Raw genomic sequence first — 22977 nt, 5'->3', positions numbered from 1 at the left:
CACCGCACAGAAGGCCGTCAACCGTGCACACTCCCGACTACGCAGCCCTGTTGAGCAGGCCTTCGCCCGCCTGAAGACCTGGCGGCTCTTCCGCCAAGCCCGCTGCAGCCCCAACCGACTGACGTCAATGACCAAAGCGGTCCTCACCCTGGAGCAGCACCGCTGAAGAAGCTCAGTAGGAAACGACCCGGCCGTTGCCCCAAGGAAATGGGGGCAACGGCCGGGTCACGGCGCGTCGTTGGGGCGGGCGGTCAGCGTTCCGCGGTGGCTTCCAGGGGGCTCAGGGCGGCTGCTCGGCGGGCGGGGAGGGCTGCGGCCACCGCTCCGACTGCCAGGGAGAGCAGGCACACCAGGGCCAGGGTTCCCCAGGGGATGGCGAGCGAGTACGTCGTGAGCGCGCCGTTGGCCAGTGCGCCGACCGCCCAGGCGCCGAACACCCCGCCGACCAGGCCGAGTAGCGTGCCGAACGCGGCGACGGTCACCGCCTCGATGCGGATCATCCGACGGATGCCGACGCGGTCCATGCCGATAGCGCGCAGCACGCCGATCTCGCGGGTGCGCTCCGACACCGACATGGCCAGGGTGTTGATGATGCCGAGCGCGGCGATCACGGTGCCGATGGCGAGCAGCCCGTACATCAGGGTGAGCAGGTTGCCCACGGTGCCGGCGGCCTCGTGGACGAGCTGGTTGCGGTCCTGGACCTTGAGCAGCGGGTTGTTGCCGACGGCGGTGCGCAGCCGGTTCTCCATGTCCTGGGACACCGTGGCGTGGTCGGTGCGGACCAACACGCGCTGGACGGAGTGGGGCACGAAGCTGTGGGCCTGGACCTCGGCGCGGTAGCCGAGCGCGGCGCCGGCGACCGGGTTGTCGTCGTAGACGCCGGTCACGGTGTACGGCTTGAGAGCGTCGCCGCGGCCGATGCCCGCGTTGAGCCGGCTGCCCGCGCTCAGGCCGTGCTGCTCGGCGAGGGTGCGGGAGACGGCGATGCGGCCCGGTCCGAGATCCTTGGCGGAACCGCTGACGAAGCGGAGCTTCATGACGTCGGACACGGCGGCCGGGTCGACGCCGGAGATCTGCTGGGTCAGGCCGCCGAGGAACAGGGTGGAGTCCGCGATCGCGGTGGCGGTGCGCACTCCGGAGGTGTCGGCGACCCGTCGCGCGGCGGCCGCGTCGATGGTGGTCGTGGAGGTGCCGGCGCTGATCACGTAGTCGGCGCCGAGGCCGGACGCGGCCTGGCGGTCGAGGGCCTGGGCGGTGGAGTTGCCGATGACGGCGAGGCCGGAGACCAGTGCGGTGGTGATCAGCAGGGCCGAGGCGGTGGCCGCGGTGCGCCGCGGATCGCGCAGCGCGTTCTCCCGGGCGAGGCGGCCGGCGACGCCGAAGCGGCCGGTCAGCCGTCCGAGGAGGCGGATCACCGGGGTGGCCAGCAGCGGCGTCAGCACGATCAGGGCGGCGCCGAGGAGCGCGCAACCGAGGAGCGCGTTCTGGAGGTTGCTCTCGGAGGCGTCCTTCGCCCCGGTCAGCGACACCAACAGCCCGGCGCCGAGCGCCAACAGGACGAGTCCCACCAGGCCGCGTATCCGGGAGCGGGCGGCGGAGGGCGGCTGTTCGGCCGTGCGCAGCGCCTCGACCGGCGCGATCCGGGCCGCCTGACGGGACGGCAGCCACGCGGCCAGCACGGTGACGCCGACGCCCACGGCGAGCGCGGCGGCGATCGGTGGGAAGCCGATGACCAGGGGGCCGCTGGGCAGCTGGCCCGCCGAGGCGCTCAGGGCGTGCGGCAGCACCAGGGCGATGCCCAGGCCGAGTACGAACCCGACCACCGAGGCGGCGAGGCCGACCAGGGCGGCCTCCAACAGGACGGAGCGCACCACCTGGCGGCGGGACGCGCCGATCGCCCGCAGCAGCGCGATCTCACGGGTGCGCCGGTTCACCAGCATCGTGAAGGTGTTGACGATCAGGAACGAGCCGATGAACAGCGAGACCCCGGCGAAGATCATCGGCAGCTTTTGGTAGCCCCGGGTCAACCGGTCGACGTTGGTGGCCTGTTGGGTGGCCTGGGCGTCGGCGGTGGTGGCCTCGGCGCGCTCGGCCGGGAGCACGGCGGTGACCCGCTGGGCGAGCTCGGCCTGGCTGGTGCCGGGCGCGGCGGACAGGTCGATGCCCGTGTAGTGGCCGGGGGCGGCGAACAGCCGCTGGGCGGTCGTCATGTCGAACAGGGCGAGGGTCCCGCCGGCGGTCACCCGCGGGTCCTTGGTGGAGACGATGCCGACGAGCCGCTTGGAGAGCATCGGGCCGTCGGTGGCGAACCTGACCGTGTCGCCGATGTCGAACCCGCCCGCGGCGGCGGTACCGGCGTCCACGGCCAACTCGTCGCCGCCGCGCGGGGCGTGGCCCTTCAGCAGCGGATAGCGGTCGTCCGTGCCGTCCGGGCCGGGCACGTAGGCCGCGGCCAGGTGCTTCCAGGTCCGGTCGGCCCGCAACGGGCTGCCGTCCTTGGCGGACAGGGTGGCGGAGCCGTCGGCCAACGGGCGCACGGTGCTGACGCCCGGCACCTTGGCCAGCTTCCGCACCAGCGCGTCGTCCAGGGCGGTGGTGCGCTGGTCGGTCGCGTTGGTCGCCGGGGCGAACTTCGGGTCCACGCTGACCGCGATGTCGGCGAAGTTCTTGGAGGCGGCGGCGCGGAACGCGGCGGCGGAGGAGTCGGCGAAGACGAGGGTGCCGGAGATGAAGGCGATGCCGAGGCAGACCGCGAGCACGGTCATCAGCAGACGGGCTTTGTGCGCAAGGACGTTGCGCAGGGCTGTTCGCAGCATGGAGGCAGTTCCAGGGGCGTTGGGAGAGGGCAAGGCAAGGGGCGGGTGGGGTGCCGGGGCCCGTTGCGCCGGCGGTGGTGCGCGGCGCGGGGCGAACGACCGGCGAGGCCCGGTCGGTTCAGCGCGCGTGGCCCTGGGCCTCGAACCGGAGCATCCGGTCGAGCACCGCGTCCGCGGTCGGCTCGCGCAGCTCGTCCACGAGCCGGCCGTCCGCCAGGAACACCACCCGGTCCGCGTGCGCGGCGGCCACCGGATCGTGGGTGACCATCACCACCGTCTGCCCCAACTCCCGTACGGAGTCGCGCAGGAAGCCCAGGATCTCGGCGCCGGACCGGGAGTCGAGGTTGCCGGTCGGTTCGTCGGCGAACACGATCTCGGGGCGCGAGACCAGGGCCCGGGCCACCGCGACCCGCTGCTGCTGGCCGCCGGAGAGCTCGCTGGGGCGGTGCGTGAGGCGACCGGCCAGGCCCACCGTGTTGACGACCGCCTCCAGCCAGGTGTCCTCCGGCTGCCGACCGGCCAGCAGCAGCGGCAGCAGGATGTTCTCCCGCGCGGTGAGGGTGGGCAGCAGATTGAAGCCCTGGAAGACGAACCCCACCTTGTCCCGCCGCAGCGCGGTCAGTTGCTTGTCGGAGAGGGAGCCGAGCTCGGTGCCGCCGATCCGCGTCGAGCCGGAGCTGATCTTGTCCAGGCCGGCCATGCAGTGCATCAGCGTGGACTTGCCGGAACCCGAGGGGCCCATCACGGCGGTGAACCGGCCCCGCGCGAACTCGACGGACACCGAGTCCAGTGCGGTCACCTCCGTCTCACCCCTCCCGTACGCCTTGGTCAGGCCCGAGGCGCGGGCGGCCGGTTCGGTGGCATGGGAGCCGGGGGTGGGGAACGTCTGTGACATGAGAACTCCGCCTGGGGTGGGACGGTCCGCAAAAGGCGCGGCGGACCGGAGGAACACCACCATCCTCACCGCTCTCACCTGCACAAACATCGCCCTGGAGGCGGGAGTTGGGCTCTGCCGGAGGGGAGAGGCGACGGGCCCGCCCCCGCCCTTGGACAGACCTCGGGGAAAGGCGTCTCTGCCGTTGGGCAGAGGCGGGCGTGACGAGCCCGGCGGCAACGGCCGGGCAGCCCGGCCTCAGGAGGTCAGGCCCGCCCGATGGGCGAGGACCGCCGCCTGCACCCGGCTCGTCGAACCGGTCTTCTCCAGGATCGCGCCCACGTGCGTCTTCACGGTGCCGACCCCGATCCCGAGCCGCTGGGCGATGTCGTGGTTGGACAGCCCCTCGCCGAGCATCGCGAGGACCTCCCGCTCCCGGGAGGTCAGCCGGCCGATCCGGTCGTCCCCGGACGCGGGGCCGAAGCTCCCGGCCCCACCGCGCAGCATCCGCGCGATCACCGAGCCGGTGACGCCCGGGGAGAGCACGGCATCGCCGGCCGCGGCCGCCCGCACCGCGCGGATCAACTCCTGCGGACCCTCGTCCTTCAGCAGGAAACCCGAGGCGCCGGCCCCCAGCGCCCGGACCACGTTGTCCTCGTCGCCGAAGGTCGTCAGCATCACCACGCGCGGCGCCGGCTCCAGGGCCAGCAGCGGCTCGATCGCGCTCAGCCCGTCGCACACCGGCATCCGGATGTCCACCAGTGCCACATCGGGGCGGTGCGCGGCGGCCTCCGCCACGGCCTGGTGCCCGTCGGCGGCCTCGGCGACGACGTCGATGTCGTCGGCGTGCCGGAGGATCAGCCGGACCCCGTGCCGGACCATCGTCTCGTCGTCGGCGAGCAGGACACGGATCGGCCGGGCGGGCTCGGTCATCGGGTGGTCTCCCAGGGTGCGGCGTCCCGAACCGACGGGACGGTGAAGTGGTCGATGGCGATGAGGCGTTGCGCGGCGTCGAAGCAGTAGCGGGTCACCGGGAAGCTGCCGGGGCGGGGCCCGTGGGCGTCGCGGAGCGGGTAGATGCAGCCGACCGTGCCGGCCGGGCGGGGCGGTTCGTGACCGGTGGCCGCGGCCCGGTTGGCGGGGAAGTCCGCCACGCCCTCCTTGGACAGCTCCCCGAACGTCATTCCTACGTGGGGCGGTTGGGGCGGCGAGGGCGCGCCCCGGGGATGGCCGACGAAGACGAACCCGATCCCGAGGATCATCAGCGCCCCCAGCCCCGCCAGCCCGAGGACGAGCGTCAGCGCCTCGGCGGTCCGGCGGCCGCGCTGTGCGGAGTCGTCGCGCGCGCCGGTGCCGTCCGGGGGCGCGGCGGGCGCGGTGCCGGGCCGTTCACCGGCGACGATCTCGCCGGGCTCGGCCGGCACGACGGCCGCCACCTCGAACCCGCCGGACGGCAGCGAGGTGGCGTCGAACTCGCCGCCGAGCAGCTCCACCCGCTCCCGCAGGCCCGCGAGGCCGCGGCCGGTGCCCATGTCCCGGGCGGCGACCGACGTGGGGGGAGCGCCGTTGTGGACCGTGACCCGCACCGTCTCGGCATCGTGCACGACGCGGACGGTGACATGCGCGGTGGCCGCGTACCGGTGCACATTGGTCAGCGCCTCGCGCACCACCCGGTGCACCGCGCGCCGGACCCGCTGCGGGCGGTCCGCGAGATCGGCGCCCTGCCAGTCGAGTTGGACGGCGATGCCCCCGTCGCGGGACTCCGCGACCAGCGCCTCGATGCCGGCGCGGTTACCGGTCGCATCGGTGAGCGCGTCCGGCCCGGTGTCCCGGCCGAGCGGCCCGAGCACCCCGAGCGCTTGCCGCAGCTCGCGCATCGCGTCCCCGGTGGTGCGGCGCACCAGGACGGCCTCTTCGCGTAGCTCCGGATCGGCCTTCTCCAGGGCCAGTTCCAGCCCGCCGGCGTGCAGCGAGACCAGGCTGAGCCGGTGGCCCACCATGTCGTGCATCTCGGCCGCGATCCGGGACCGCTCCTGGACCCGGGCCTCGCTGTCGGCCAGCCGTCTGGCCCGTTCCGCCGCGTCGCCGCGCTCCCGCAACGCCCGCACCAGCCGGCTCTGCTGCCCGTACACCGTGCCGACCAGGCCCGGCACGATCAGCGCGGTCACCGCCAGGACCAGGCCCAGCGCCACCCCGTACGGCACCGAACCGGGGCCCAGCGAGGGTGCCGCCGCCGTCGCGGTGACCACGGAGAGCAGGCCGGCGGCGCCGAGGAGGCGGGTCCGCCGGCGGGCCCGGACCGTGCGGCGGGTCACGCTGTACGCGGCCGCCGCCGTGACCGGGCCCAGGCACGGCAGCGCCCCGGTCAGCGCCGCGAGCGCCAGCAGCGCGGCGCCCGGGAAGCGGCGGCGCAGCGGGAAGAGCACGGCACCGGCGGGGACCGCCAGCAGGTGGTAGCCGGGGTGCGGCAGATAGTCGAGACGCGTCACCACCGCGAACAGCGCCAGCGTCGCCAGCGCCGCACCCGCCGTCTCCACCGCGGGCCCGCGCGAGAACGCGGCGGACCGGTAACGGACGAAACGGCGGAAACGACTGGTGAGCGACACGCTCCCCAGTATCGGCGCCCCCTGACCGCGCAGCCGTGAACCTCACGGGCGATCTCGGCTCTACCGAAAGACAGAGACGCGCCGGCCGCCCCCGGATCCCTTCCGGGGCCCTGCTACGCCCCGGCCGGGCGGCACGGATCGCGGCGCATCGCCCACAACACCGGCCCGCCCTCCGGCAGGTGCAGCTCCGCACGCACGGTGAAGCCGAAGTGCTCGTAGAAGGGCAGGTTGTCCGGCTTGGAGGACTCCAAATAGGCGGGCAGGCCCTCCGCGTCGGCCTTGGCCAGGCCCGAGCGGAGCAGGGCGGCCCCGTGGCCCTGGCCCTGGGCGGCCGGGTCGGCGCCGATCACCGCCAGGTACCAGTGCGGTTCCTGGGGCGCGTGTTCGGCGGCCGCCTCGACGGTGTCCCGGAACAGCGGCGCCCGGTCGCCGAGGAGCTCCACCAGTTCCGCAATGGTCTCCGCGTCCGGAACGGCCTTGGCCCGCGCCTCCGGCGGGACCCAGAAGGCGGCCGCCGCGCCGGTCCGCTCGCACACGCAGTGCCGGACGTACTGCCGGGTGAAGAGGGTGGTGAAGTAGCGGCCCAGGTTCGTCGCGCGCGAGGCGTCATCGGTGAAGAACCACCGCATCATCGGGTCGTCGTCGAAGGCGCGGGCCAAGGTGCTGCCGATCAGCGGAGCGTCGTCGATCGTCGCCGCCGTCGGGGTGTTCGTTATCGACATACGGGTCATTCTGTACCCGGGTGATCTTCGAGGGCGCGGCGGGGTCCGCTCCCCGTGCGCGCCATCGGGCTTGCGGCCGGCCGGAGTTGGGGCGAACGCGGCGAAGGGGCCGGCGGCGGGCCGTGCCGATGGGGCCGGTGCCGGCTCGCCCCGCACCTCAGGCGGCCCCGTGGTGCCGCCACCGTCGGAAGGGCCGGCGCGGAACCCGCACCGCGATCCGACTGAAGTCCATCTGACCGGTCAACTCGACGTGCAGCACGGTCGACTCGGTCGGGCCGGCCTGGCGCGGAATGGTGACCTTGCCGTAACGCACCGCGAGGGCATCGGCGTTCACCGAGATGCCCGGCCGCGTCACCAGGCGCAGCAGCCCGCCGCGCATGTCCATGTCGATGCGCAGGGTGTCGTGGGTGAGCTGGGCCTCGGTGAAGTCGAGCGTCACCTCCGACCAGGACGACAGGAGCTCCACCCGCCGCGGCACCGTCCAACGGCTGTCGCGGCGGAAGGAGCCGCCCTCCTGGTCGATCCGGAGCACGTCCGCGACGTCCGGCGTGCCGCGGTCGTGGGCGGTGCCCGCCGTGGCCGGCAGGTCGGTGGTGAGCTCGGCCAGCTCGCCGAGCGTCCGCGCGCCGAGCGCGGATTCCAGGCGCTCGTCCAACTCGGCGGCGGTCAGCCGGCCGTCGCCCGCCGCGACGCGCAGCAGGTCCACGGTGCGGTCCCGGTCCGCGTGCGAGGCCCGCAACGCGGGCGCCGCGCCCAGGCGTTGGGGCCGACCAGTGGTCGAGGTCTCACCCGGCATGTCTCTCTCCCCGATCGGTGCTGTGTGATCCGTGGTGTGTGGTGTGTGATGCGTGAGCTGTGATCTGTGGTGCGTGGGCGGTGGCGTCGGCCCCGTCCGTGCCCGGCCTCCGGGTGCGACGCTCGGCCTCCGCGCTCGTTCCCGCGAACTTACGTTATATCGCGTTGCAGTCGCGAGCCAAGACAGGCGGCGACGTTTTCGGTGACGGACGGCGCCTTTCGGTCAGGGGCGGGGACCTGGTGGCCTTGGGCGGCGCCGCGCCCCGTGGCACGATCGGGCAGGTGACCAGCAGACCCACCACGGCGCAACACCTGAGCGATCTCGCACGCCTGCGCCGCGTCCGCGACCGGATCGACCGGGAGTACGACCGCCCGCTCAACGTCGAGGCGCTGGCCCGCGGCGTGCACATGTCCGCCGGCCACCTCAGCCGCCAATTCCGGCTCGCCTACGGTGAGTCGCCGTACTCGTACCTCATGACGCGGCGCATCGAGCGTGCGATGGCGCTGCTGCGGCGTGGTGACCTCAGCGTCACCGAGGTCTGCTTCGCGGTCGGCTGCGCCTCGTTGGGCACCTTCAGTACCCGCTTCACCGAGCTCGTCGGGGTGCCGCCGAGCACCTACCGGCGCCAGGCGGCGGGGGCCGCGGAGGGCATCCCGCCGTGCGTGGCGAAGCAGGTGACCCGGCCGATCAGGAGCCGGCAGGCACCGGCCGCCGACCCCGACTAGCGTGACTGCCATGAACCTCACCATCGACACGAGCGTCCTCCCGCACACCGACCCGGACGCGTCGCTGGCCTTCTACCGCGACATCCTCGGCTTCGAGGTCCGCAGCGACGTCGGCCAGGGCCCGATGCGTTGGATCACGGTCGGCCCCGTCGGCCAGCCCGACACCTGCCTCCTCCTCGCGCCGCCGGCCGCCGACCCGGGCGTCACCGACGAGGAGCGCCGCACGATCACCGAGATGATGGCCAAGGGCACCTACGGCTGGATCCTCCTGGCCACCAAGGACCTCGACGGCCTCTTCGAGCGGCTCCAGGCCAGCGACGCCGAGGTCATCCAGGAACCGACCGAGCAGCCCTACGGCGTCCGCGACTGTGCCTTCCGCGACCCGGCCGGAAACCAGATCCGCATCAAGGAGGTGCGCTGAGCGGCAACGGCGAGTTCTCCACGCTTTCCGGGTTCCCTGTGTTCCCCAAGTTCCCTGAGTTTCCTGGGTTTCCCGAGTGACACGTGATGAAAGCAGGCAGACTCCTGTCCGCAGTGAACAATGGACAGAACAAGTACAGAACCAAGGACAGGGACAGGGGCGGGGCAGGACATGGCGAACAGCGCACTTCTCGTGATGGACGTTCAACGGGACATCGTGGACGTCGTCGACGACGGCTCCGGATATCTGCCGAGGCTGCGCAAGGCGATCGACGGCGCCCGGGCCGCCAACCTCCCGGTGATCTACGTGGTGATCGGGCTGCGCCCGGACAGCCCGGAAGTCAGTCCGCGCAACCGGGTGCTCACCGCCATAGCCCGGGACGGCCTGTACCGGGAGGGCGATCCAGGCACCGAGATCCACGACGATGTCGCGCCCCAGGCAGGCGATGTGGTGGTCACCAAGAGGCGGGCGAGCGCGTTCTCGGGAAGTGACTTGGACCTGGTGCTCAGGGGGCGCGGCATCGACAGTCTGGTGCTCACCGGCCTCGCCACCAGCGGCGTGGTGCTGCACACCCTGTGCCAGGCCGCCGACCTGGACTTCGGCCTCACCGTGCTGACGGATGCCTGCCTGGACACCGACCCCGAGGTGCATCGGGTCCTCACCGACAAGCTGTTCCCGCGGTGGGCGGACGTCGTGACCGTCGACGAGTGGGTGCAGGGCATGGAGCAGGTGTAGGGCATGCGGTGAGGCGGCGCCGCTCAGACCGCCGGGTGGTCGGGTACAACTACCGGGTCCTGGCCGAGAGTTGGCGATGAATGCGTTCCGTTGGCGACGTGTCGTTGGAATCCGGCGTCCGTGCGCAGGAGTTCGGCGTATGTGCCGGTGGCGTGGGCCGTTCCGTCGTCGAGCATGATGACGGAGTCGGCCGCCTCGATGGTGGTCATCCGGTGCGCGATGACGAGCAGGGCGCACTCCCGTCGGAGGTTGTGCAGGGTGACCGTCAGGGCTGCCTCGTTGGCGGGGTCGAGGTGGGCGGTGGGCTCGTCCATCAGCAGCAGTCGGGGGCGGGCCAGGATCGCCCGGGCGATGGCGAGCCGTTGGCGTTCGCCGCTCGACAGGCGCGCGCCCCGCTCGCCGATCCCGGTGTCCAGTCCGGCCGGCAGGCGGCGGACCCGCTGGGCGAGGTTGACGAGGTCGAGGACCCGCCACAGGCCGTCGTCGTCGGTGGCGGCGTCGGGCGCGGCGTAGCAGAGGTTCTCCCGCAACGTGCCGTGCAGCATCGGGCAGTCCTGCTCGACCCAGCCGATCCGCGCGCGCCAGGCATCGAGCCCGAGGTCCGCGGCCGAGTGTCCGTCGATGCGGAGGTCGCCGCTCCAGGGCTCGTAGAAGCGGTTGATGAGCGCGAAGGTGGTGGACTTGCCGGCTCCGGACGGGCCGACCAGGGCGACGAGGGCGTGCGGGGGGACGGTCAGCGACAGCCCCCGGAGCACCGGGGCGTCGGGGGCGTATCCGAACCGCAGGTCGCGGAGCTCCAGTGCCGGAGCCGCGGGGGCGTGGCGGGACGGTTGTCGATGCGGTGTGCCGCGGTCCGCCGGGGCGAGGGCGCGGTCTTCGGTGGGGAACGAGTAGACCTCCTCGATGCGTTCGACGGCGCCCTTCGCCCTGCTCACCGAGGCGACGCCCTCGATCAACTCGGTGACGGGGCCGCCGAGTTGGTTGGCGTACAGCAGGATCGCCACCAAGGCGCCGAGCGAGAGCACCCCCTCGTCCACGCGGGCCGCCCCGACCAACAGGACCAGGACGAAGGCCGCGTTGATGGCCATCTGAGCCACGGGCGCGATCGTCGCGGTGAGCCTGGCGCTGCGCACCGCCTCCTCGTAGGCGTGTTGGGCCAACCCGTTCAGGTGGGCGATCTCGCGTTGTTCGGCGCGGTTGGCGCGGACCGTGCGCAGGCCCGACAGGGCGCGTTCCAACCCCGCCGAGATCGCCCCGACGGCGGTCTGGAGCCGCATCGACACCCGGCCGATCCGCGTCGACAGCACCTTGATCACGATGCTGCCGACGAGCAGCACGCTCAGGATGAGCAGCATCAATACCGGATCGATCACGAACATCGCGCCGACGCTGCCCAGCGCGATGCAGAGGTTGGTGGCGAGTTGGACGGAGACGTGCGTCAGTGCCTCGCGCAGGACGACCACGTCCGTGGAGGCGCGCGCCATGAGGTCGCCCACGCGCAGCCGGTCGAAGGCGTGCATCCGAATCCGCAACAGGTGCGAGAACAGCCTGGTGCGGGTGTCCAACACGAACCGCTCACCGGCCCGTTCCAACAGGAAGCCGGCGCCGGCACCGATCAGTGCCTGGCACAGCAACAGCAGGACCAGGCACGTCACCGGCAGGAACAGCGGCCGGCGCGCGGTGAGGGCGTCAACCACCCCCTTGGCGGCCAGTGGTTGGGCGACGCCGACCGCGGCCGCGACCAGGGTGAGGAGCAGGGCGGCGCTCAACGCGCGGCGCTGCCCCCGCGTCAACGTCCACAGTTGTCGAAGCATTGAGCGCACCGCTCCCTCTCCGGCCCGACCGGGCTCAGTCCGCCTCCACCAGTCCGGACGCCCGGAGTTGGTCGGTCATCGTCGCCAGGTCCTCGCGTGCCTGGTCCAACGCGATGCCGAACCGCTCCGCGAACTCCTCGGCCACCTGGTCGGTGGTCCGACCGTCGAGCAGGCGCTGGAGCGCATAGGCGCCGGTCAGGTTGAGCTGCCAGTAGTGTCCGGTGCGCTGGCTCATCAGCACCGCGCCGTCGTCGGTGTCGGTGGCGAGCGTGTGGGCGGTCAGGCTGAGCTTCATGGGGCGGGGTTCCTCCGGACGTGAGGGTGGCCCTTAGGGCGCTTCTGCTTGAGCGTTGTGGGGGCGACGGTGAGCAGCGGTCGGTAGTAGCCGTCGGGATACGGTTCGTCGATCACCTGGCCGTCGGCCTCGATCCAGGCATGGGCGGCGAACGGCGTGGTGCGCACCCCGGTCTGCCAGGTGGGCCACGTCCCCTTGAAACGGCACAACACGGCCGCGGCGATGGACCGTTGCAGACAGTGGTGGACCGCGCAGCGCAGGCTGACTGCGACCACCGCGGCGCGGGCCGCAGAAGCCTGGGCGGCGCTGCTCGGACGGGCGCCGACGCGCAAGCCCTGGAGCACGATGCGCACATACCGGGGCGGCAGCGCGGCCAGCGGCCGGGCGAGGGCCACCGCGGTCAGCGGCAACACGCGGCGGTGCAGGGGGAGTTGGACGCGCGGCGGCAGGGCGCACGGGGGACTGGTCACAGGGCCTCCTCGGGATCGGGCACACGGGAACGAGGGGTGGCGCCGCCCCGGACGAGGCCGGCGGTCGCCGCCGACGGGCCACCGGAGCGGGCCGCGATCTCCCGCAACCACAGCTCGGCGCCCAGCGTCGCCTCCAGCTGCGCGGACCAGACATCGGAGCTGCGCGGCGGCGTGTGCAGGGTGGCCCGGAACTTCGTCACGTCGAGCAGCCCGCGGCGCGCCAGCTGCGAGTCCGCGAACAGCTCCAACAGGTCCGGCACATGGTCCTGCAAGGCACGGTCGACGGACTCCTCACAGTCCCCCTTGGTGGACCGGTCGAGGATCACATCGGGCACCAGGCCCCGCATCGCCTCGGCCAACACCGGCTTGTACCGCCAGGGGGTGTTGCGCTCGTGGGGGCGGATCGACAGCACCGCCTCCACCACCCGGTCGTCCAGGTACGGCAGTTCCAGGCGCAACCCCTCGACCGCGTACTCGCGACACAGCAACCGCAACACGGGCCCGGCGCTGCGCAGTGCGGTGAGTGCCTCGTGCTGCCCGCGGTCCGGTGCCAGGGGCGCGATCCCCGCCGCCACGTCGCGGAAGAGCCGCTGCGTGGTCCGCACCGCATCCCCGGTGGCCCACGGCGTTGCCGGCAGCCGCGCCCCCCACCCCAGGGCCGGGGTCAGACCGTCCGGCGCGGGGCGCACGAGCTCATCGGCGCACCGCCGCCACCACGTGCCGAGGTCCTCCCCGCGCAGCAGCTCGGCCAGACTGGCCCCCAACGGCCAGCGGGACAGCGCCCGGTGGGCGCGGAGTTGGCGCCAGGCGGTCAGCGGGCTGCGCCGCAACAGCGTGTGCAGATAGGCGGCGCTGCCGGTGAACAACTCGTCGGCCCCGTGCCCGGCCAGGTGCCAGGTGGCACCGTTTTCGACCAACAGCCGGATACCGGTGCGGACGGGGTTCATCCCCCGGGTGGTGGCCCGCGGCGCCTCCGTGTCGGAGGTCCAGTACGGCGGGGAGAACACCGGCGGTGCGCTGCTCTCCGGCTTGGTCAGATGCTCGGCGTGCTCAAGGGCGCGCGCGGCCCGCTCCGCGTAGAACGGGTCGTCGTTGATCGCGCTGCCGCCGGTCCACCGGAAGGTCAACAGGTCGGGGCGGTGCTCGGCGGCCAGGAAGCACAGCGATGTGGAGTCCATGCCGCCCGACAGGTCCGCCGACAGCCTGCCCTGCCGGGGCTGCCGCAGCGCCACCGCCTCCCGCAGCCGCTCGCGCACCTGATCGACCCCCTGCGTCAGGGACAGCTGCGGCTCCGGCGGTTGCCACCAACGCACCGTGCGCGCCGCGCCGTTGCCGGGCAACGCCAGATAGGAGTCCGCCGGTACCTGCTCCACGCCGCGCCACCAACTGCGTTCGCTCAGCGGCGCGAAGAACATCCCGGACGTCACGCTCGCCGCGAGCAGCTCCTCGTCCGGCTCCGCACCGATGATCCCGGCCAACACGTCGGCCCGGTCACCGGCGATCGGCACCTCGTCCAGGCAGGCGGTGAAGACGCAACGGGACCCGGTGACGGTCCCCTGGAACCGTACCTGGCCGTCGACCGACGCCAGCAGATGCGCGCTGCCGGGCAGTTGGCGGGCCAGCCGGTCAAGGTCCGGCAGGGCGCGCACCGGGGAGATGAGCGTGGCCAGCCGCTCCGACGTGACGGAGACCGTGCCGAACACCGCGACGCGCACCGGGCCCGCGTCCGCCACCACCAGGTCCGCCGCGTCCCACGAGCCGGCCAACCACGGCCGCCCGGAAGCATGGCGCACCATCTGCGGTGCCACTGCCGCGACTTGGCGGTGGGCCCAGGCTCCGCCCGGGGAGTCCGGGAAGACCACGAGGTTGTTGTCGTTGGGGGATTGCAATGCCTCACCACCAGGTATCAGGGCGACCTCCGCGCCGCCAGGCGCGGCCGCCGCAGCACCGTCCATCACTGATGGAGATCGCGCAACTGCACACAGTTGAGATCGCGCCATGACTGGCGTGACGGAACGGATGGATGGGAGTTCGCCCCCGCGCCCCTCGGGCCGGGCGACCTGGCGCCGGAAGTGCACCCCCTATGCCACCCCTAGGCGTCAAGTCCGTGCTGCGCAGCGGGAGTTATCGGTTTGCGTGTTCCGCCGCGCCGCACATCCGCCCGTACGAGGCCGACCGCGACCCGCCGTAGCTATTACCGTAGGTAAGAAAGCGCCTTGTATTGGCTTGAGTTGCTATACGCGAGTAGACACCCCGGTGGGAAGCCGCTTACATGAACCGGCGCCACTTCGGATTCCACCGAGATGGATAGGAGAAGGTCATGTCCAAGAAGCAGCTTCCCGAGCGTTACATGCCGCCGGCCGCCGCCAAGGTCGGTCAGTTCAACAAGGACACCGACGGCACCATCCACACCAAGAAGGACGCGACGACCATCGGCTTCAAGAAGGCCAAGTAGTCGCGGTAGTGACCTCTGGCTGATTGCCGGAAAGAGATCGTACCCGGCCCCGCATCGGACCATTCCCTCGCTTTCTTGTGCGAGGGAGCGGGCCGACGGAAGTCCTCGGCGCGGGGCCGGGCATCGCTCGACAACTCTCTTCCCCGCGTTCCCTACGGGGTGGAAGTAAAAGCGGCCTTCAACTCCCGGGCGCGCGCGATGCGGTGACGCACCGCGCCGCGGTCGGGAGCGGGAGGCTGCCCTTCCGTGTGTATGTCGTGAGCTCTGTCCCAGGTCAACGCCCTGCTGGGGCCCGCGGAGTGATGCCGGCCCCCGGCCCGATGTCGCCCCTCTCCGTTTGCCAACTTCCCCGCCCGCGCGCACGTTCCAGCCGCGCTCGGCCGAAAATCCCTATCGCACACCCCTATCGCATCCGACACTTGAACCGACGGGTCGGGTTTCCTTTCGCTCAGCGTCGGGGCCCTCTAGTGCTGGTCGGCGGCCGACATCGCCCCGGCGTCCCGAAAAGGGTTCGGAGAATTCACCGAAGCTTAATGGTCTCGTCGGGTCGAGGCCGCTCGGGTGAACTCGTGAGGTCCCGTTAAAGGAAGCGGTGCCTTCAAGCGCGAGCAAGGTGAAAAGTCCGGATTTCGTTGGGGGTTCATTGAAATCGCGGCTGGCGGGTAGCCCGAAAACGCTCCCGGCGCTCGAACGCCGCCCGCACCCTTTGCGCCACGGGCAGGCGCGAACTCGTTGTTTCGGGGCGGCATTTGACTCGCTCGACTGTTCGCGCAAAGCGCTTCGGTGGCTGCGTTTTGCGGGGGTGGTCACGTGTGCGCTGGGCGCTTATCGGAGGCTACGAGACTTCGAATAACTGGGCGTCGCACAGCTGATTGAGTGCCTGTGTTCGAGGCGAATGCCGTGCCGTAAACGTTCTCGGTGGACGCCAGGCAGCGTCGGGATGTCTGGCAACTGGCGCTCCCCGTCCGCGCGTTCCGCCCTCCCTGCACCCTCCGTTGTCAGACCCTCGCCCTAGACTCGCTTTCCTAGGGCTCGTGCCCGGGGAGTTGGAGGGGGTGTCCATGAGCGGGGAGTGGTCTGCCGGCGGTGGGTTGCCACCGGTGGCTGCGGCGCGTATGGCCGAGGCGCGGCGCAGCGGGACGTGGTCCTCGGCGTTGTCCACGGGGGAGTTCGCCGCGCTCAGATCGGTCGGCTTCGAGCCGGTCGGGCAGGTGCTGGGCTCGGCCGTGTACCGCGTGGCGGGCGGCGGGACCAACTGGCGCTACTACGACTGCGGTTACCGGTCCGCGGGCTGGTCCGGGCGCGGTTCCGGGCCGGCGCCGGTGGCCGTCTCGGGGCAGGGTGCCGCCTCCAAGGCGCTGGTCGATGTGCTGATGGCGGCGCGCCATGCGGCGCTTGCGCGGATGACGGCGGAGTGCACGGCGTTGGGCGGGGACGGGGTGGTGGCCGCGGACCTGACGATGGCACCGTTCCCCTCCGCGCCCCACTGCTTCGAATTCCAGGTGATCGGCACCGCCGTCCGGGCACAAGGGGACGTGCGGCCGAAGCGCCCCTTCACCACGCACCTGGACGGCCAGGGCTTCGCCAAGCTGATCGACGCGGGGTGGGTGCCGGTAGACCTCCTGGTGGGGCTCGCCATCGGCTCGCGGCACGACGACTGGACCACCCGGCGGCAGAACTGGTTCGCGGCCGGCAACCAAGAGGTCATCGGCTGGAGCGAGTTGGTCGCGCTGACCCGTCATGACGCCCGCCAACGGATCGGTGAGCAGGCATGGCATGCGGGAGCGGACGGCGTGGTGCTGGGCGACAACCGCATGCGGGTCTGGCGCGAGGACTGCGTCCGGGCGCGCCGGCGCAACAACGACTCCGACCAGAAGGACCACGTCGCCGAGGTCACCCTCGTAGGCACCTCGATAGCCGCCTTCACCGTTCGCCGGGAGGTGCAGCCGCGCACCCTGACCGTGATGCCGCTGGACCCCAACCGGCGCCGTGCGCGCTCCACATGACGGCGACGCCACGCGACGATGTGCTCCTCAACGCGGACGACGTGCCCGCCAGCGCGGACGACGTGCCCGCCAACGCAACGGCCACGCCCGTCCGCCGCCCTCACCACGCACCCGTCACCGTGCGCTCGGCGCCAACCGCCCATCATCACCTCACCACCAGACACTTTCCCGAGGGGGACCGCTGATGACCGCCACCGACCCGACAGCCCAGGGCGTACCGGCCGATGCGATGCGGCGGCTGGCCGAACTCCAGCCCGGCCGGCCGGGGGGCTCGCTCTTCACCAGTGACCTGTCGGTCAACGAGTTCCTGCTCGTGCGCGAGGCGGGGTTCCGACCGCTCGGCCTGGTACTGGGCAGTTCGATCTACCACGTGGGCATCCAGCTCGGCCGCTGGGGAAAGAACCAGGAGCTCACGACGTTGAGCCAGGCCATGTACCACGCCCGGGAGTTGGCCATGACCCGGATGGAGGCCGAGGCGGCACAGCTCGGCGCCGATGGCATCGTGGGCGTGCGACTCTCCGTCGAGGCGCGGGAGTTCGGCAACGACATCGCCGAGTTCATCGCGATCGGCACCGCGGTCAAGGCGGACGCGCCCGCGCCCGGCGGCAACGGTAGCTGGCGCAACGCCAAGGGACAGCCGTTCACCTCGGACCTGAGCGGACAGGACTTCTGGACCCTGGTCCGCGCCGGGTACGCCCCGCTGGGCATGGTGATGGGCACCTGCGTGTACCACATCGCCCACCAGAAGCTCGGTTCGATGTTCTCCAACATCGGCAAGAACGTGGAGATCGAGCCGTTCACCCAGGCGCTCTACGACGCCCGGGAGTTGGCGATGGAGCGGATGCAGCGGGAGGCGGAGGAGCTGCATGCCGAGGGCATCGTCGGGGTGCAGCTCAACTCCCACAACCACCGCTGGGGCGGGCACACCACCGAGTTCTTCGCCATCGGCACGGCCGTGCGACCGCTGCGCGAAGACCACGTCATCGAACGTCCGACGATGGTGCTGAGCCTGGACGGGTAGGGCCCGTCCGATGGGCCGGGGTCGCAAGACCCGGGCGCACGCGATCCGTTGGACCCAGACCGAAACGAAAGGCCGCTGTCGATGTCCTCCCACCTCCCCGTGCCGCCCGAGCCCGGCGGCGATCCCGCCTCCGTCGAGCTGCTCGCCGCCGCACTGCGCCGGGACGCCGCCGATCTGGAGGTGTACGCCCAGGTGCTCACCGGGACGCTGGCGGACGCGCTGCCGCCGGGGTCGGTGGCGATCGAGCGCAAGCGCGGCATGGCCGATCGACTGGCCGGCCGGGAAGGCAAGGTGGTGTGCCTGGACGTCGCGCTGGGCGAGCAGCGCCTGGTGCTGAACCTCTCCGGCGGCCGCCCGAGCGGCGAGGTGTGCCGGGAGGTGCGGGGAGTGATCCTCTCCCGGCGCCCGGTGGCCCTGGACGAGTGGGTGCGGGAGCTGGCCGCGGCCCTCGCCAGCCGTGCCGAGTCCGACGCCCGGGCCCGGGCGGCGCTGGAGCGGCTGCTGTTGGGCGGGTGACCCCAGCGTGTCGGCGCGTGTCGACGGGTCTCCGCCGAGCGGCTTCGCGGCACCCGCGATCCCCGCACCGCACCCCGCACCGCACCCCGCACCCCACCAGGAGGCAGCCCCGTGACCCGTCGTGTCACCCTCGTCTCGCCCGCGATGAGCCGGTCACTGCGGCAGGCCCGTTTTGTTGCCGGTGACGAGGGTGACGCTCTCGACGACAGCGGGGCCGCCAGGGCCCGTTCAGCCGCCGGATCGCTGCCCCGGGCCGCCCGGGTGCTCACCTCCCCGAGCGCGCGCTGCCGTCAGACGGCCGCCGCGCTCGGCCTCGAAGGCGCGGACGCGGCCGAGTTGCACGGTCTCGACGTGGGTCGCTGGACGGGCCGAACCCTTGACGAGGTGGGGGCCGCCGAACCGGAGGCCGTGGGCCGTTGGCTCGCCGACCCGACCTGCGCGCCCCATGGCGGCGAGTCGGTACAGGACCTGTGCGGACGCGTGGCGCGCTGGCTGGACGCGCTGCCCGCGGACGGCCGCACGCTCGCCGTCGTCGAGCCCGAGGTGGTGCGGGCGGCGGTCGTACGCGTCCTCGGCCTGCCCGCGCCGGCCTTCTGGCGGCTGGACGTACCCCCGTTGACGGCCACCGAACTCAGCGGCCGGGCCGGCCGCTGGAACCTGCGGCTCGGCCAGTCGTTGCCCCTGCCCTCGTAACGCAGACGCGTGGAAGGGCCTCGGAGGTTCCGTGGGCCCTCCCACGCGTGTGCGTCACGGGCGGCAATTCTCCTGGCGCGGGCGTCAGTTCTCGACGGGGACCGCTCGGCCGGCGGTAGCGGCCTCGGCCCGCGGGCGCAGCAGCCGCTCCGCCAACCCCCCGAAGAGCAGGCCGAATCCACCCCACAACACGGTCTGGATGGCCAGGGCGGAGAGACGGAACCGCCACAGCAGGGTGGCCGGGAAGCCCGTCGGCACCTCGTTGACGGCCGGCAGGACGGCATAGGCCACACCGATCACGACGGCGAAGGCCACCACCGCGACGACGGTCGCGTTCCAGGCGCCCCACCTCGGTGCCAGGCGCTTGCCCAGGATGGTGGCCGCCAGCGCCAGCAACACGCTGAGCAGCATCATCAGGAAGTACAGGGCGGTGCGTTTGCCGATGGTGTCGGGTTCGCCGACGGACGGCGGATTGGCCGGGTACTTCAGGAACGGCACCACGTACACGGCGAGCAGCGCGCAGCCGGACAGCAGCAGCGCGGTCGCCCGGGGGCCGAAGCGGCCGACGCGGCCGAGCGCGAAGGAGAAGGCGAGGCTGGCGATGCCGCCGAAGGCGACCCCGTAGACCAGTACGCCCGTGGCGAGGCCGGCGGTGGATTGGAGGGAGCGGGAGATGACTTCCGGCTCGTGTTCGTGGGAGTGGGCGGCCTCGAACCGGATCGCGCTGTCGACGTTCGGCTCACCGAGGAGAGAGGCGACGACCAGCGCGAGCACGCCGGCTGCGAGGCCGGCGAGCATGCCACGGACGAGGAGGTTTCGGACCGTTGTGGAGTTCATGGGCGTGCGGCGTCCCTCGCGTCAGTGGCAGGGGAAGCCGAGCAGGTGGCGGCCGTCGTGCACCCACTCGTGGATGTCCGTGCCGTTGAAGACGGAGGTGGCGCCCTGCTCGGCGCCGACGAAGTAGAGCAGGACCAGCATCAGGATGCCGAAGAAGAGCGCCCAGGGGGCAATCGCCTTGAGCGGGAGTGTGGTGGGTACCGCGGGGGAGTCGACGGTCGGCTGGGCGACGGACTGCGCCATGGCGGGGCCTCCTTCTGGGAGTTCGCGTCCCATCTCGGTGGTGCACAGGGCGACGGCTGCGGGTCTGACTCACGGGACGCCCAACGCGCTGGACCGTCCCGCTCACAGTGGCGCGACCGTGCCGGATTCCCACCGGCTTCCGTCATGCCGTCGTCAATAATCGCGCCGACGATACCGCGTGGCAGGTGCATGGCCAAGATGCGGATCGCTGGGCGTGATCTTCCTCTCGCGCCGGGCGGTGGGCCGGCCGGCGACCCGAGTAACCGCCGGCCGGCCCCGCCGCCGCTCACCCCCGCCCGACGAGATGCGGCAGTTCTGCCAGGAGGTGGCGCAGTCGCTCGGCGGGCACCCCGCCGCCCTGCGCGACCTCCTTGGAGCCGCCGCCGCGGCCGTCCAACAACTGCTTGACCACGGCGGAGGCGTTCAACCCGGCGGCCGTGGCGGCACCGTTGAGGGCGAGTACGAGGGCGCCGTCGTCGCCGGCGACCGCCGCCAGGCCGGGGCGGTCCGCCGGGAGCCGGTCGCGGACGGCCAGGGCCAGGGCGCGCGCATCGGCGGCCGGGCCCTGCGCGCTGGCGGTGACGACCAGGGTGCCGCCCGCGTCCACGCCGGTGGCGGCCAGCTCCGCGGCCCGCGCCGCGGTGGCCTGGGCCTTCAGCCGGGCGTTCTCGCGGTCTGCGGCCTTCAACCGGTCCAGCAGGCCACCGATCTTCTCGGGCAACTCCGCGCGCGGCGCCCCCAGTTGCTCGGCGATCCGCGAGACCAGATCGCGTTCGCGGGCCAGATAGGCGAAGCCCTCGATGCCCACCGCCGCCTCCAGCCGTCGCATCCCGGCGCCGACCGAGGACTCGCCGGTCAGCGCGACCGTGCCGATCTGCGCGGCGTGCTCGACATGGGTGCCGCCGCACAGCTCGCGCGACCAGGCGCCGCCGATCTCGACCACCCGCACCTGCTCCCCGTACGTCTCGTCGAACAGGGCGAGCGCGCCGATCTCCTTGGCCTCGGGCAGCGTCATCCACCGCACGCCCACCGGCAGATCCCTGCGCAGCGCCCGGTTGGCGGCCTCCTCGATCTCGCTGCGGACGGTGGGGGAGAGGGCGCCGCGCCAGGGGAAGTCCAGGCGCAGATAGCCGGGCCGGTTGTAGGAGCCGGCCTGGAGGGCCGTCGGGCCGAGGATCTCGCGCAGCGCCGCGTGCAGGACATGGGTGCCGGAGTGGGCCTGCCGGGCGCCCAGCCGCCACTCGGGATCGACCGCGGCGACCACCTCGTCGCCGACGGACAACTCGCCCGTAGCGATCCGAATGTGATGCGCAATCAGCCCCGGCAGCGGCCGCTGCACGTCGAGGACCTCGGCCTCGGCGAAGGCGCCGGAGAGGCGGCCGGCGTCGCTGTCCTGGCCGCCGGACTCGGCGTAGAAGGGGGAGCGGTCCAGGACGACGGTGACGATCTCGCCCTCGCGGGCGACCGGGACCGGGCCGGCCGCACCGAGCACCCCCAGGACCCGGGCCTCGGCGGTCAGCGACTCCCACGCCTGCCAGTCGGTGGGACCGTGCGCGTCCAGCAACGAGCGAAGCGCCGAAGTGTCAGCCGTGCCACCGGACTTACGGGCCCGGGCATCGGCGCGGGCCCGCTCGCGCTGCTCGTTCATCAGGGCGGTGAAGCCCTCGCGGTCGACCTCGACGCCCTGCTCGGCCGCCATCTCCAGGGTGAGGTCGATGGGGAACCCGTAGGTGTCGTGCAGCAGGAACGCCTGCCCGCCCGGCAGCGTGCGTCCGCCCTCCTCCCGCACCCGGGCGACGGCGGTGTCCAGGACGGTGGTGCCCTGCCGCAGCGTGGCGCGGAAGGCGTCCTCCTCCCCGCACGCCTGGTCAAAGATCCGCGGATAGGCGTCCGCGACCTCCGGATAGCTGGCGGCCATGCAGTCCCGCGCCACCGCGAGCAGTTCGGGCAACGCGGGGTCCTGGTAGCCGAGTTGACGCATCGAGCGGACCGCGCGGCGGAGGATGCGGCGCAGGACGTAGCCGCGCCCCTCGTTGCCGGGCGCGGTGCCGTCGGCGAGCAGCATCAACGCGGTGCGGACGTGGTCGGCGACCACCCGCAGCCGGACGTCCGACGGGTGCTCCGCGCCGTAGCCGACCCCGGCGAGCTCCGCGGCGCGGTCGAGGACGGGCCGGGTCTCGTCGATCTCGTAGAGGTTGTCCTTGCCCTGGAGGAGGGTGGCCATCCGCTCCAGGCCCATGCCGGTGTCGATGTTGGGGCGGGGCAGCCGGCCGAGGATCGGGTAGCCGGACTTGCCGGCGCCCTCGCCGCGCTCGTCCTGCATGAAGACCAGGTTCCAGAACTCCATGTAGCGGTCCTCGTCGACCACCGGGCCGCCCGCGCGGCCGAGCGCCGGGCCCCGGTCGTAGTACAGCTCGGAGCACGGACCGCAGGGGCCGGGCACGCCCATCGACCAGAAGTTGTCCTCGTCACCACGGGCCACGATCCGCTCGTCGGGCAGCCCCGCGAGCGCCCGCCACAGGCTGCGCGCCTCGTCGTCGGAGTGGTGGACGGTCACCCAGATCCGCTCCGGGTCCAGGCCGTAACCCCCGTCCGCGACCGGGGAGGTGGACAGCTCCCAGGCGAAGGCGATGGCCTGCTCCTTGAAGTAGTCCCCGAAGGAGAAGTTCCCGTTCATCTGGAAGAACGAGCCGTGCCGGGTGGTCTTCCCCACCTCCTCGATGTCCAGCGTGCGCACGCACTTCTGCACGCTGGTCGCCCGCGGCCACGGCGCCTCCTGCTCGCCGGTCAGATAGGGCTTGAACGGGACCATGCCGGCGTTGACGAACAGCAGGGTGGGGTCCGGCGTCGGCAGCGGGGCACTGGGCACCACGGTGTGACCGCGGTCGGCGAAGAACGTGAGGAAGCGGGAACGGATCTCGGCGGTGCGCAA

At 72.3% G+C, this 22977-nt stretch carries 22 protein-coding genes and 1 riboswitch; of the genes, 9 read left to right on the top strand and 13 right to left on the bottom strand.

Features of this window, described 5'->3' with window-relative positions:
* A partial coding sequence (locus ACFVFQ_RS35220; RefSeq protein WP_383424141.1) for a transposase family protein occupies window positions 1–166 on the top strand: 166 nt, incomplete at its 5' end.
* Window positions 167–251: 85 nt separating this feature from the next.
* Here ACFVFQ_RS35220 and ACFVFQ_RS35215 read toward each other — a convergent pair.
* The 6 genes from ACFVFQ_RS35215 to ACFVFQ_RS35190 form a co-directional block, all read right to left on the bottom strand.
* Window positions 252–2816 (bottom strand): ABC transporter permease, encoded by a 2565-nt coding sequence (locus tag ACFVFQ_RS35215; protein ID WP_383424138.1) that lies wholly within the window; start codon window positions 2814–2816, stop codon window positions 252–254.
* A 118-nt stretch (window positions 2817–2934) separates the two neighbouring features.
* A complete protein-coding gene (locus ACFVFQ_RS35210; protein WP_383424136.1) occupies window positions 2935–3711 on the bottom strand; it encodes an ABC transporter ATP-binding protein in 777 nt (258 codons plus the stop codon).
* A gap of 237 nt (window positions 3712–3948) precedes the next feature.
* Window positions 3949–4623, bottom strand: coding sequence for a response regulator (locus ACFVFQ_RS35205; protein WP_383424134.1), 675 nt, complete (start codon window positions 4621–4623; stop codon window positions 3949–3951).
* Window positions 4620–6296 carry a sensor histidine kinase gene (locus ACFVFQ_RS35200; RefSeq protein ID WP_383424131.1) on the bottom strand — a complete coding sequence of 559 codons (1677 nt, stop codon included), beginning with the start codon at window positions 6294–6296 and terminating at the stop codon, window positions 4620–4622. Before ACFVFQ_RS35200 ends, ACFVFQ_RS35205 begins: the two co-directional genes overlap by 4 nt.
* A gap of 113 nt (window positions 6297–6409) precedes the next feature.
* On the bottom strand, window positions 6410–7027 hold the full coding sequence (locus tag ACFVFQ_RS35195) for a GNAT family N-acetyltransferase (RefSeq protein ID WP_383424129.1): 618 nt from the start codon (window positions 7025–7027) through the stop codon (window positions 6410–6412).
* A 148-nt stretch (window positions 7028–7175) separates the two neighbouring features.
* Window positions 7176–7814 carry a DUF1707 domain-containing protein gene (locus ACFVFQ_RS35190; RefSeq protein ID WP_383424127.1) on the bottom strand — a complete coding sequence of 213 codons (639 nt, stop codon included), beginning with the start codon at window positions 7812–7814 and terminating at the stop codon, window positions 7176–7178.
* A gap of 281 nt (window positions 7815–8095) precedes the next feature.
* On the opposite strand from ACFVFQ_RS35190, the gene ACFVFQ_RS35185 reads away from it, so the two are divergent.
* The 3 genes from ACFVFQ_RS35185 (at window position 8096) to ACFVFQ_RS35175 (ending at window position 9695) form a co-directional block, all read left to right on the top strand.
* Window positions 8096–8539 carry a helix-turn-helix transcriptional regulator gene (locus ACFVFQ_RS35185; protein WP_383424124.1) on the top strand — a complete coding sequence of 148 codons (444 nt, stop codon included), beginning with the start codon at window positions 8096–8098 and terminating at the stop codon, window positions 8537–8539.
* 10 nt (window positions 8540–8549) lie between these two features.
* Complete coding sequence (locus ACFVFQ_RS35180) at window positions 8550–8960, top strand: VOC family protein (RefSeq protein WP_383424121.1); 411 nt, start codon at window positions 8550–8552, stop codon at window positions 8958–8960.
* Between the two features lie 171 nt (window positions 8961–9131).
* Window positions 9132–9695: a cysteine hydrolase family protein gene (locus ACFVFQ_RS35175; protein WP_383424120.1), complete on the top strand. Its 564-nt coding sequence runs from the start codon at window positions 9132–9134 to the stop codon at window positions 9693–9695.
* Between the two features lie 23 nt (window positions 9696–9718).
* Here the strand turns inward: ACFVFQ_RS35175 and ACFVFQ_RS35170 are convergent, their stop codons facing one another.
* The 4 genes from ACFVFQ_RS35170 to ACFVFQ_RS35155 are packed head-to-tail and all read right to left on the bottom strand — an operon-like array spanning window position 9719 to window position 14229.
* A complete protein-coding gene (locus tag ACFVFQ_RS35170) occupies window positions 9719–11509 on the bottom strand; it encodes an ABC transporter ATP-binding protein (RefSeq protein WP_383424118.1) in 1791 nt (596 codons plus the stop codon).
* Between the two features lie 34 nt (window positions 11510–11543).
* Complete coding sequence (locus ACFVFQ_RS35165) at window positions 11544–11804, bottom strand: lasso peptide biosynthesis PqqD family chaperone (RefSeq protein ID WP_383424115.1); 261 nt, start codon at window positions 11802–11804, stop codon at window positions 11544–11546.
* Window positions 11801–12274 carry a lasso peptide biosynthesis B2 protein gene (locus ACFVFQ_RS35160; RefSeq protein ID WP_383424112.1) on the bottom strand — a complete coding sequence of 158 codons (474 nt, stop codon included), beginning with the start codon at window positions 12272–12274 and terminating at the stop codon, window positions 11801–11803. Before ACFVFQ_RS35160 ends, ACFVFQ_RS35165 begins: the two co-directional genes overlap by 4 nt.
* Window positions 12271–14229 carry an asparagine synthase-related protein gene (locus ACFVFQ_RS35155; protein WP_383424107.1) on the bottom strand — a complete coding sequence of 653 codons (1959 nt, stop codon included), beginning with the start codon at window positions 14227–14229 and terminating at the stop codon, window positions 12271–12273. Before ACFVFQ_RS35155 ends, ACFVFQ_RS35160 begins: the two co-directional genes overlap by 4 nt.
* A gap of 365 nt (window positions 14230–14594) precedes the next feature.
* Here ACFVFQ_RS35155 and ACFVFQ_RS35150 point away from each other — a divergent pair, with 365 nt between their 5' ends.
* The 5 genes from ACFVFQ_RS35150 (at window position 14595) to ACFVFQ_RS35130 (ending at window position 18965) form a co-directional block, all read left to right on the top strand.
* Window positions 14595–14729 (top strand): hypothetical protein, encoded by a 135-nt coding sequence (locus tag ACFVFQ_RS35150; RefSeq protein WP_383424103.1) that lies wholly within the window; start codon window positions 14595–14597, stop codon window positions 14727–14729.
* Window positions 14730–15829: 1100 nt separating this feature from the next.
* Window positions 15830–16735 carry a heavy metal-binding domain-containing protein gene (locus ACFVFQ_RS35145; protein ID WP_383424100.1) on the top strand — a complete coding sequence of 302 codons (906 nt, stop codon included), beginning with the start codon at window positions 15830–15832 and terminating at the stop codon, window positions 16733–16735.
* A 184-nt stretch (window positions 16736–16919) separates the two neighbouring features.
* Window positions 16920–17756, top strand: a complete 837-nt coding sequence (locus ACFVFQ_RS35140) for a heavy metal-binding domain-containing protein (RefSeq protein ID WP_383424097.1) — start codon at window positions 16920–16922, stop codon at window positions 17754–17756.
* An 81-nt stretch (window positions 17757–17837) separates the two neighbouring features.
* A complete protein-coding gene (locus tag ACFVFQ_RS35135) occupies window positions 17838–18272 on the top strand; it encodes a hypothetical protein (protein ID WP_383424094.1) in 435 nt (144 codons plus the stop codon).
* A 111-nt stretch (window positions 18273–18383) separates the two neighbouring features.
* Window positions 18384–18965 carry a histidine phosphatase family protein gene (locus ACFVFQ_RS35130; protein ID WP_383424091.1) on the top strand — a complete coding sequence of 194 codons (582 nt, stop codon included), beginning with the start codon at window positions 18384–18386 and terminating at the stop codon, window positions 18963–18965.
* Between the two features lie 84 nt (window positions 18966–19049).
* Here ACFVFQ_RS35130 and ACFVFQ_RS35125 read toward each other — a convergent pair whose 3' ends face one another.
* The 3 genes from ACFVFQ_RS35125 to alaS all read right to left on the bottom strand — a co-directional run bounded on the left by ACFVFQ_RS35125 (window position 19050) and on the right by alaS (window position 22977).
* Window positions 19050–19802 (bottom strand): CbtA family protein, encoded by a 753-nt coding sequence (locus ACFVFQ_RS35125; RefSeq protein WP_383424089.1) that lies wholly within the window; start codon window positions 19800–19802, stop codon window positions 19050–19052.
* A 21-nt stretch (window positions 19803–19823) separates the two neighbouring features.
* Window positions 19824–20045, bottom strand: coding sequence for a CbtB-domain containing protein (locus tag ACFVFQ_RS35120; protein WP_383424087.1), 222 nt, complete (start codon window positions 20043–20045; stop codon window positions 19824–19826).
* Between the two features lie 36 nt (window positions 20046–20081).
* Window positions 20082–20230: riboswitch (cobalamin riboswitch) on the bottom strand.
* 101 nt (window positions 20231–20331) lie between these two features.
* Window positions 20332–22977 carry an alanine--tRNA ligase gene (gene alaS / locus ACFVFQ_RS35115; protein ID WP_383424085.1) on the bottom strand — a complete coding sequence of 882 codons (2646 nt, stop codon included), beginning with the start codon at window positions 22975–22977 and terminating at the stop codon, window positions 20332–20334.

Source organism: Streptomyces sp. NPDC057743 (assembly GCF_042798755.1).
Lineage (GTDB): Bacteria > Actinomycetota > Actinomycetes > Streptomycetales > Streptomycetaceae > Streptomyces.
Note: the sequence above shows the minus strand (reverse complement) of the source record. Positions and strands in the feature narration are given on the sequence as shown.

Coding starts and splice junctions, on each gene's coding strand:
- ACFVFQ_RS35215 (WP_383424138.1), bottom strand. CDS start 2,816: ATGCTGCGAACAGCCCTGCGCAACGTCCTTGCGCACAAAGCCCGTCTG.
- ACFVFQ_RS35210 (WP_383424136.1), bottom strand. CDS start 3,711: ATGTCACAGACGTTCCCCACCCCCGGCTCCCATGCCACCGAACCGGCC.
- ACFVFQ_RS35205 (WP_383424134.1), bottom strand. CDS start 4,623: ATGACCGAGCCCGCCCGGCCGATCCGTGTCCTGCTCGCCGACGACGAG.
- ACFVFQ_RS35195 (WP_383424129.1), bottom strand. CDS start 7,027: ATGACCCGTATGTCGATAACGAACACCCCGACGGCGGCGACGATCGAC.
- ACFVFQ_RS35190 (WP_383424127.1), bottom strand. CDS start 7,814: ATGCCGGGTGAGACCTCGACCACTGGTCGGCCCCAACGCCTGGGCGCG.
- ACFVFQ_RS35180 (WP_383424121.1), top strand. CDS start 8,550: ATGAACCTCACCATCGACACGAGCGTCCTCCCGCACACCGACCCGGAC.
- ACFVFQ_RS35175 (WP_383424120.1), top strand. CDS start 9,132: ATGGCGAACAGCGCACTTCTCGTGATGGACGTTCAACGGGACATCGTG.
- ACFVFQ_RS35170 (WP_383424118.1), bottom strand. CDS start 11,509: ATGCTTCGACAACTGTGGACGTTGACGCGGGGGCAGCGCCGCGCGTTG.
- ACFVFQ_RS35165 (WP_383424115.1), bottom strand. CDS start 11,804: ATGAAGCTCAGCCTGACCGCCCACACGCTCGCCACCGACACCGACGAC.
- ACFVFQ_RS35155 (WP_383424107.1), bottom strand. CDS start 14,229: ATGGACGGTGCTGCGGCGGCCGCGCCTGGCGGCGCGGAGGTCGCCCTG.
- ACFVFQ_RS35150 (WP_383424103.1), top strand. CDS start 14,595: ATGTCCAAGAAGCAGCTTCCCGAGCGTTACATGCCGCCGGCCGCCGCC.
- ACFVFQ_RS35140 (WP_383424097.1), top strand. CDS start 16,920: ATGACCGCCACCGACCCGACAGCCCAGGGCGTACCGGCCGATGCGATG.
- ACFVFQ_RS35135 (WP_383424094.1), top strand. CDS start 17,838: ATGTCCTCCCACCTCCCCGTGCCGCCCGAGCCCGGCGGCGATCCCGCC.
- ACFVFQ_RS35125 (WP_383424089.1), bottom strand. CDS start 19,802: ATGAACTCCACAACGGTCCGAAACCTCCTCGTCCGTGGCATGCTCGCC.
- ACFVFQ_RS35120 (WP_383424087.1), bottom strand. CDS start 20,045: ATGGCGCAGTCCGTCGCCCAGCCGACCGTCGACTCCCCCGCGGTACCC.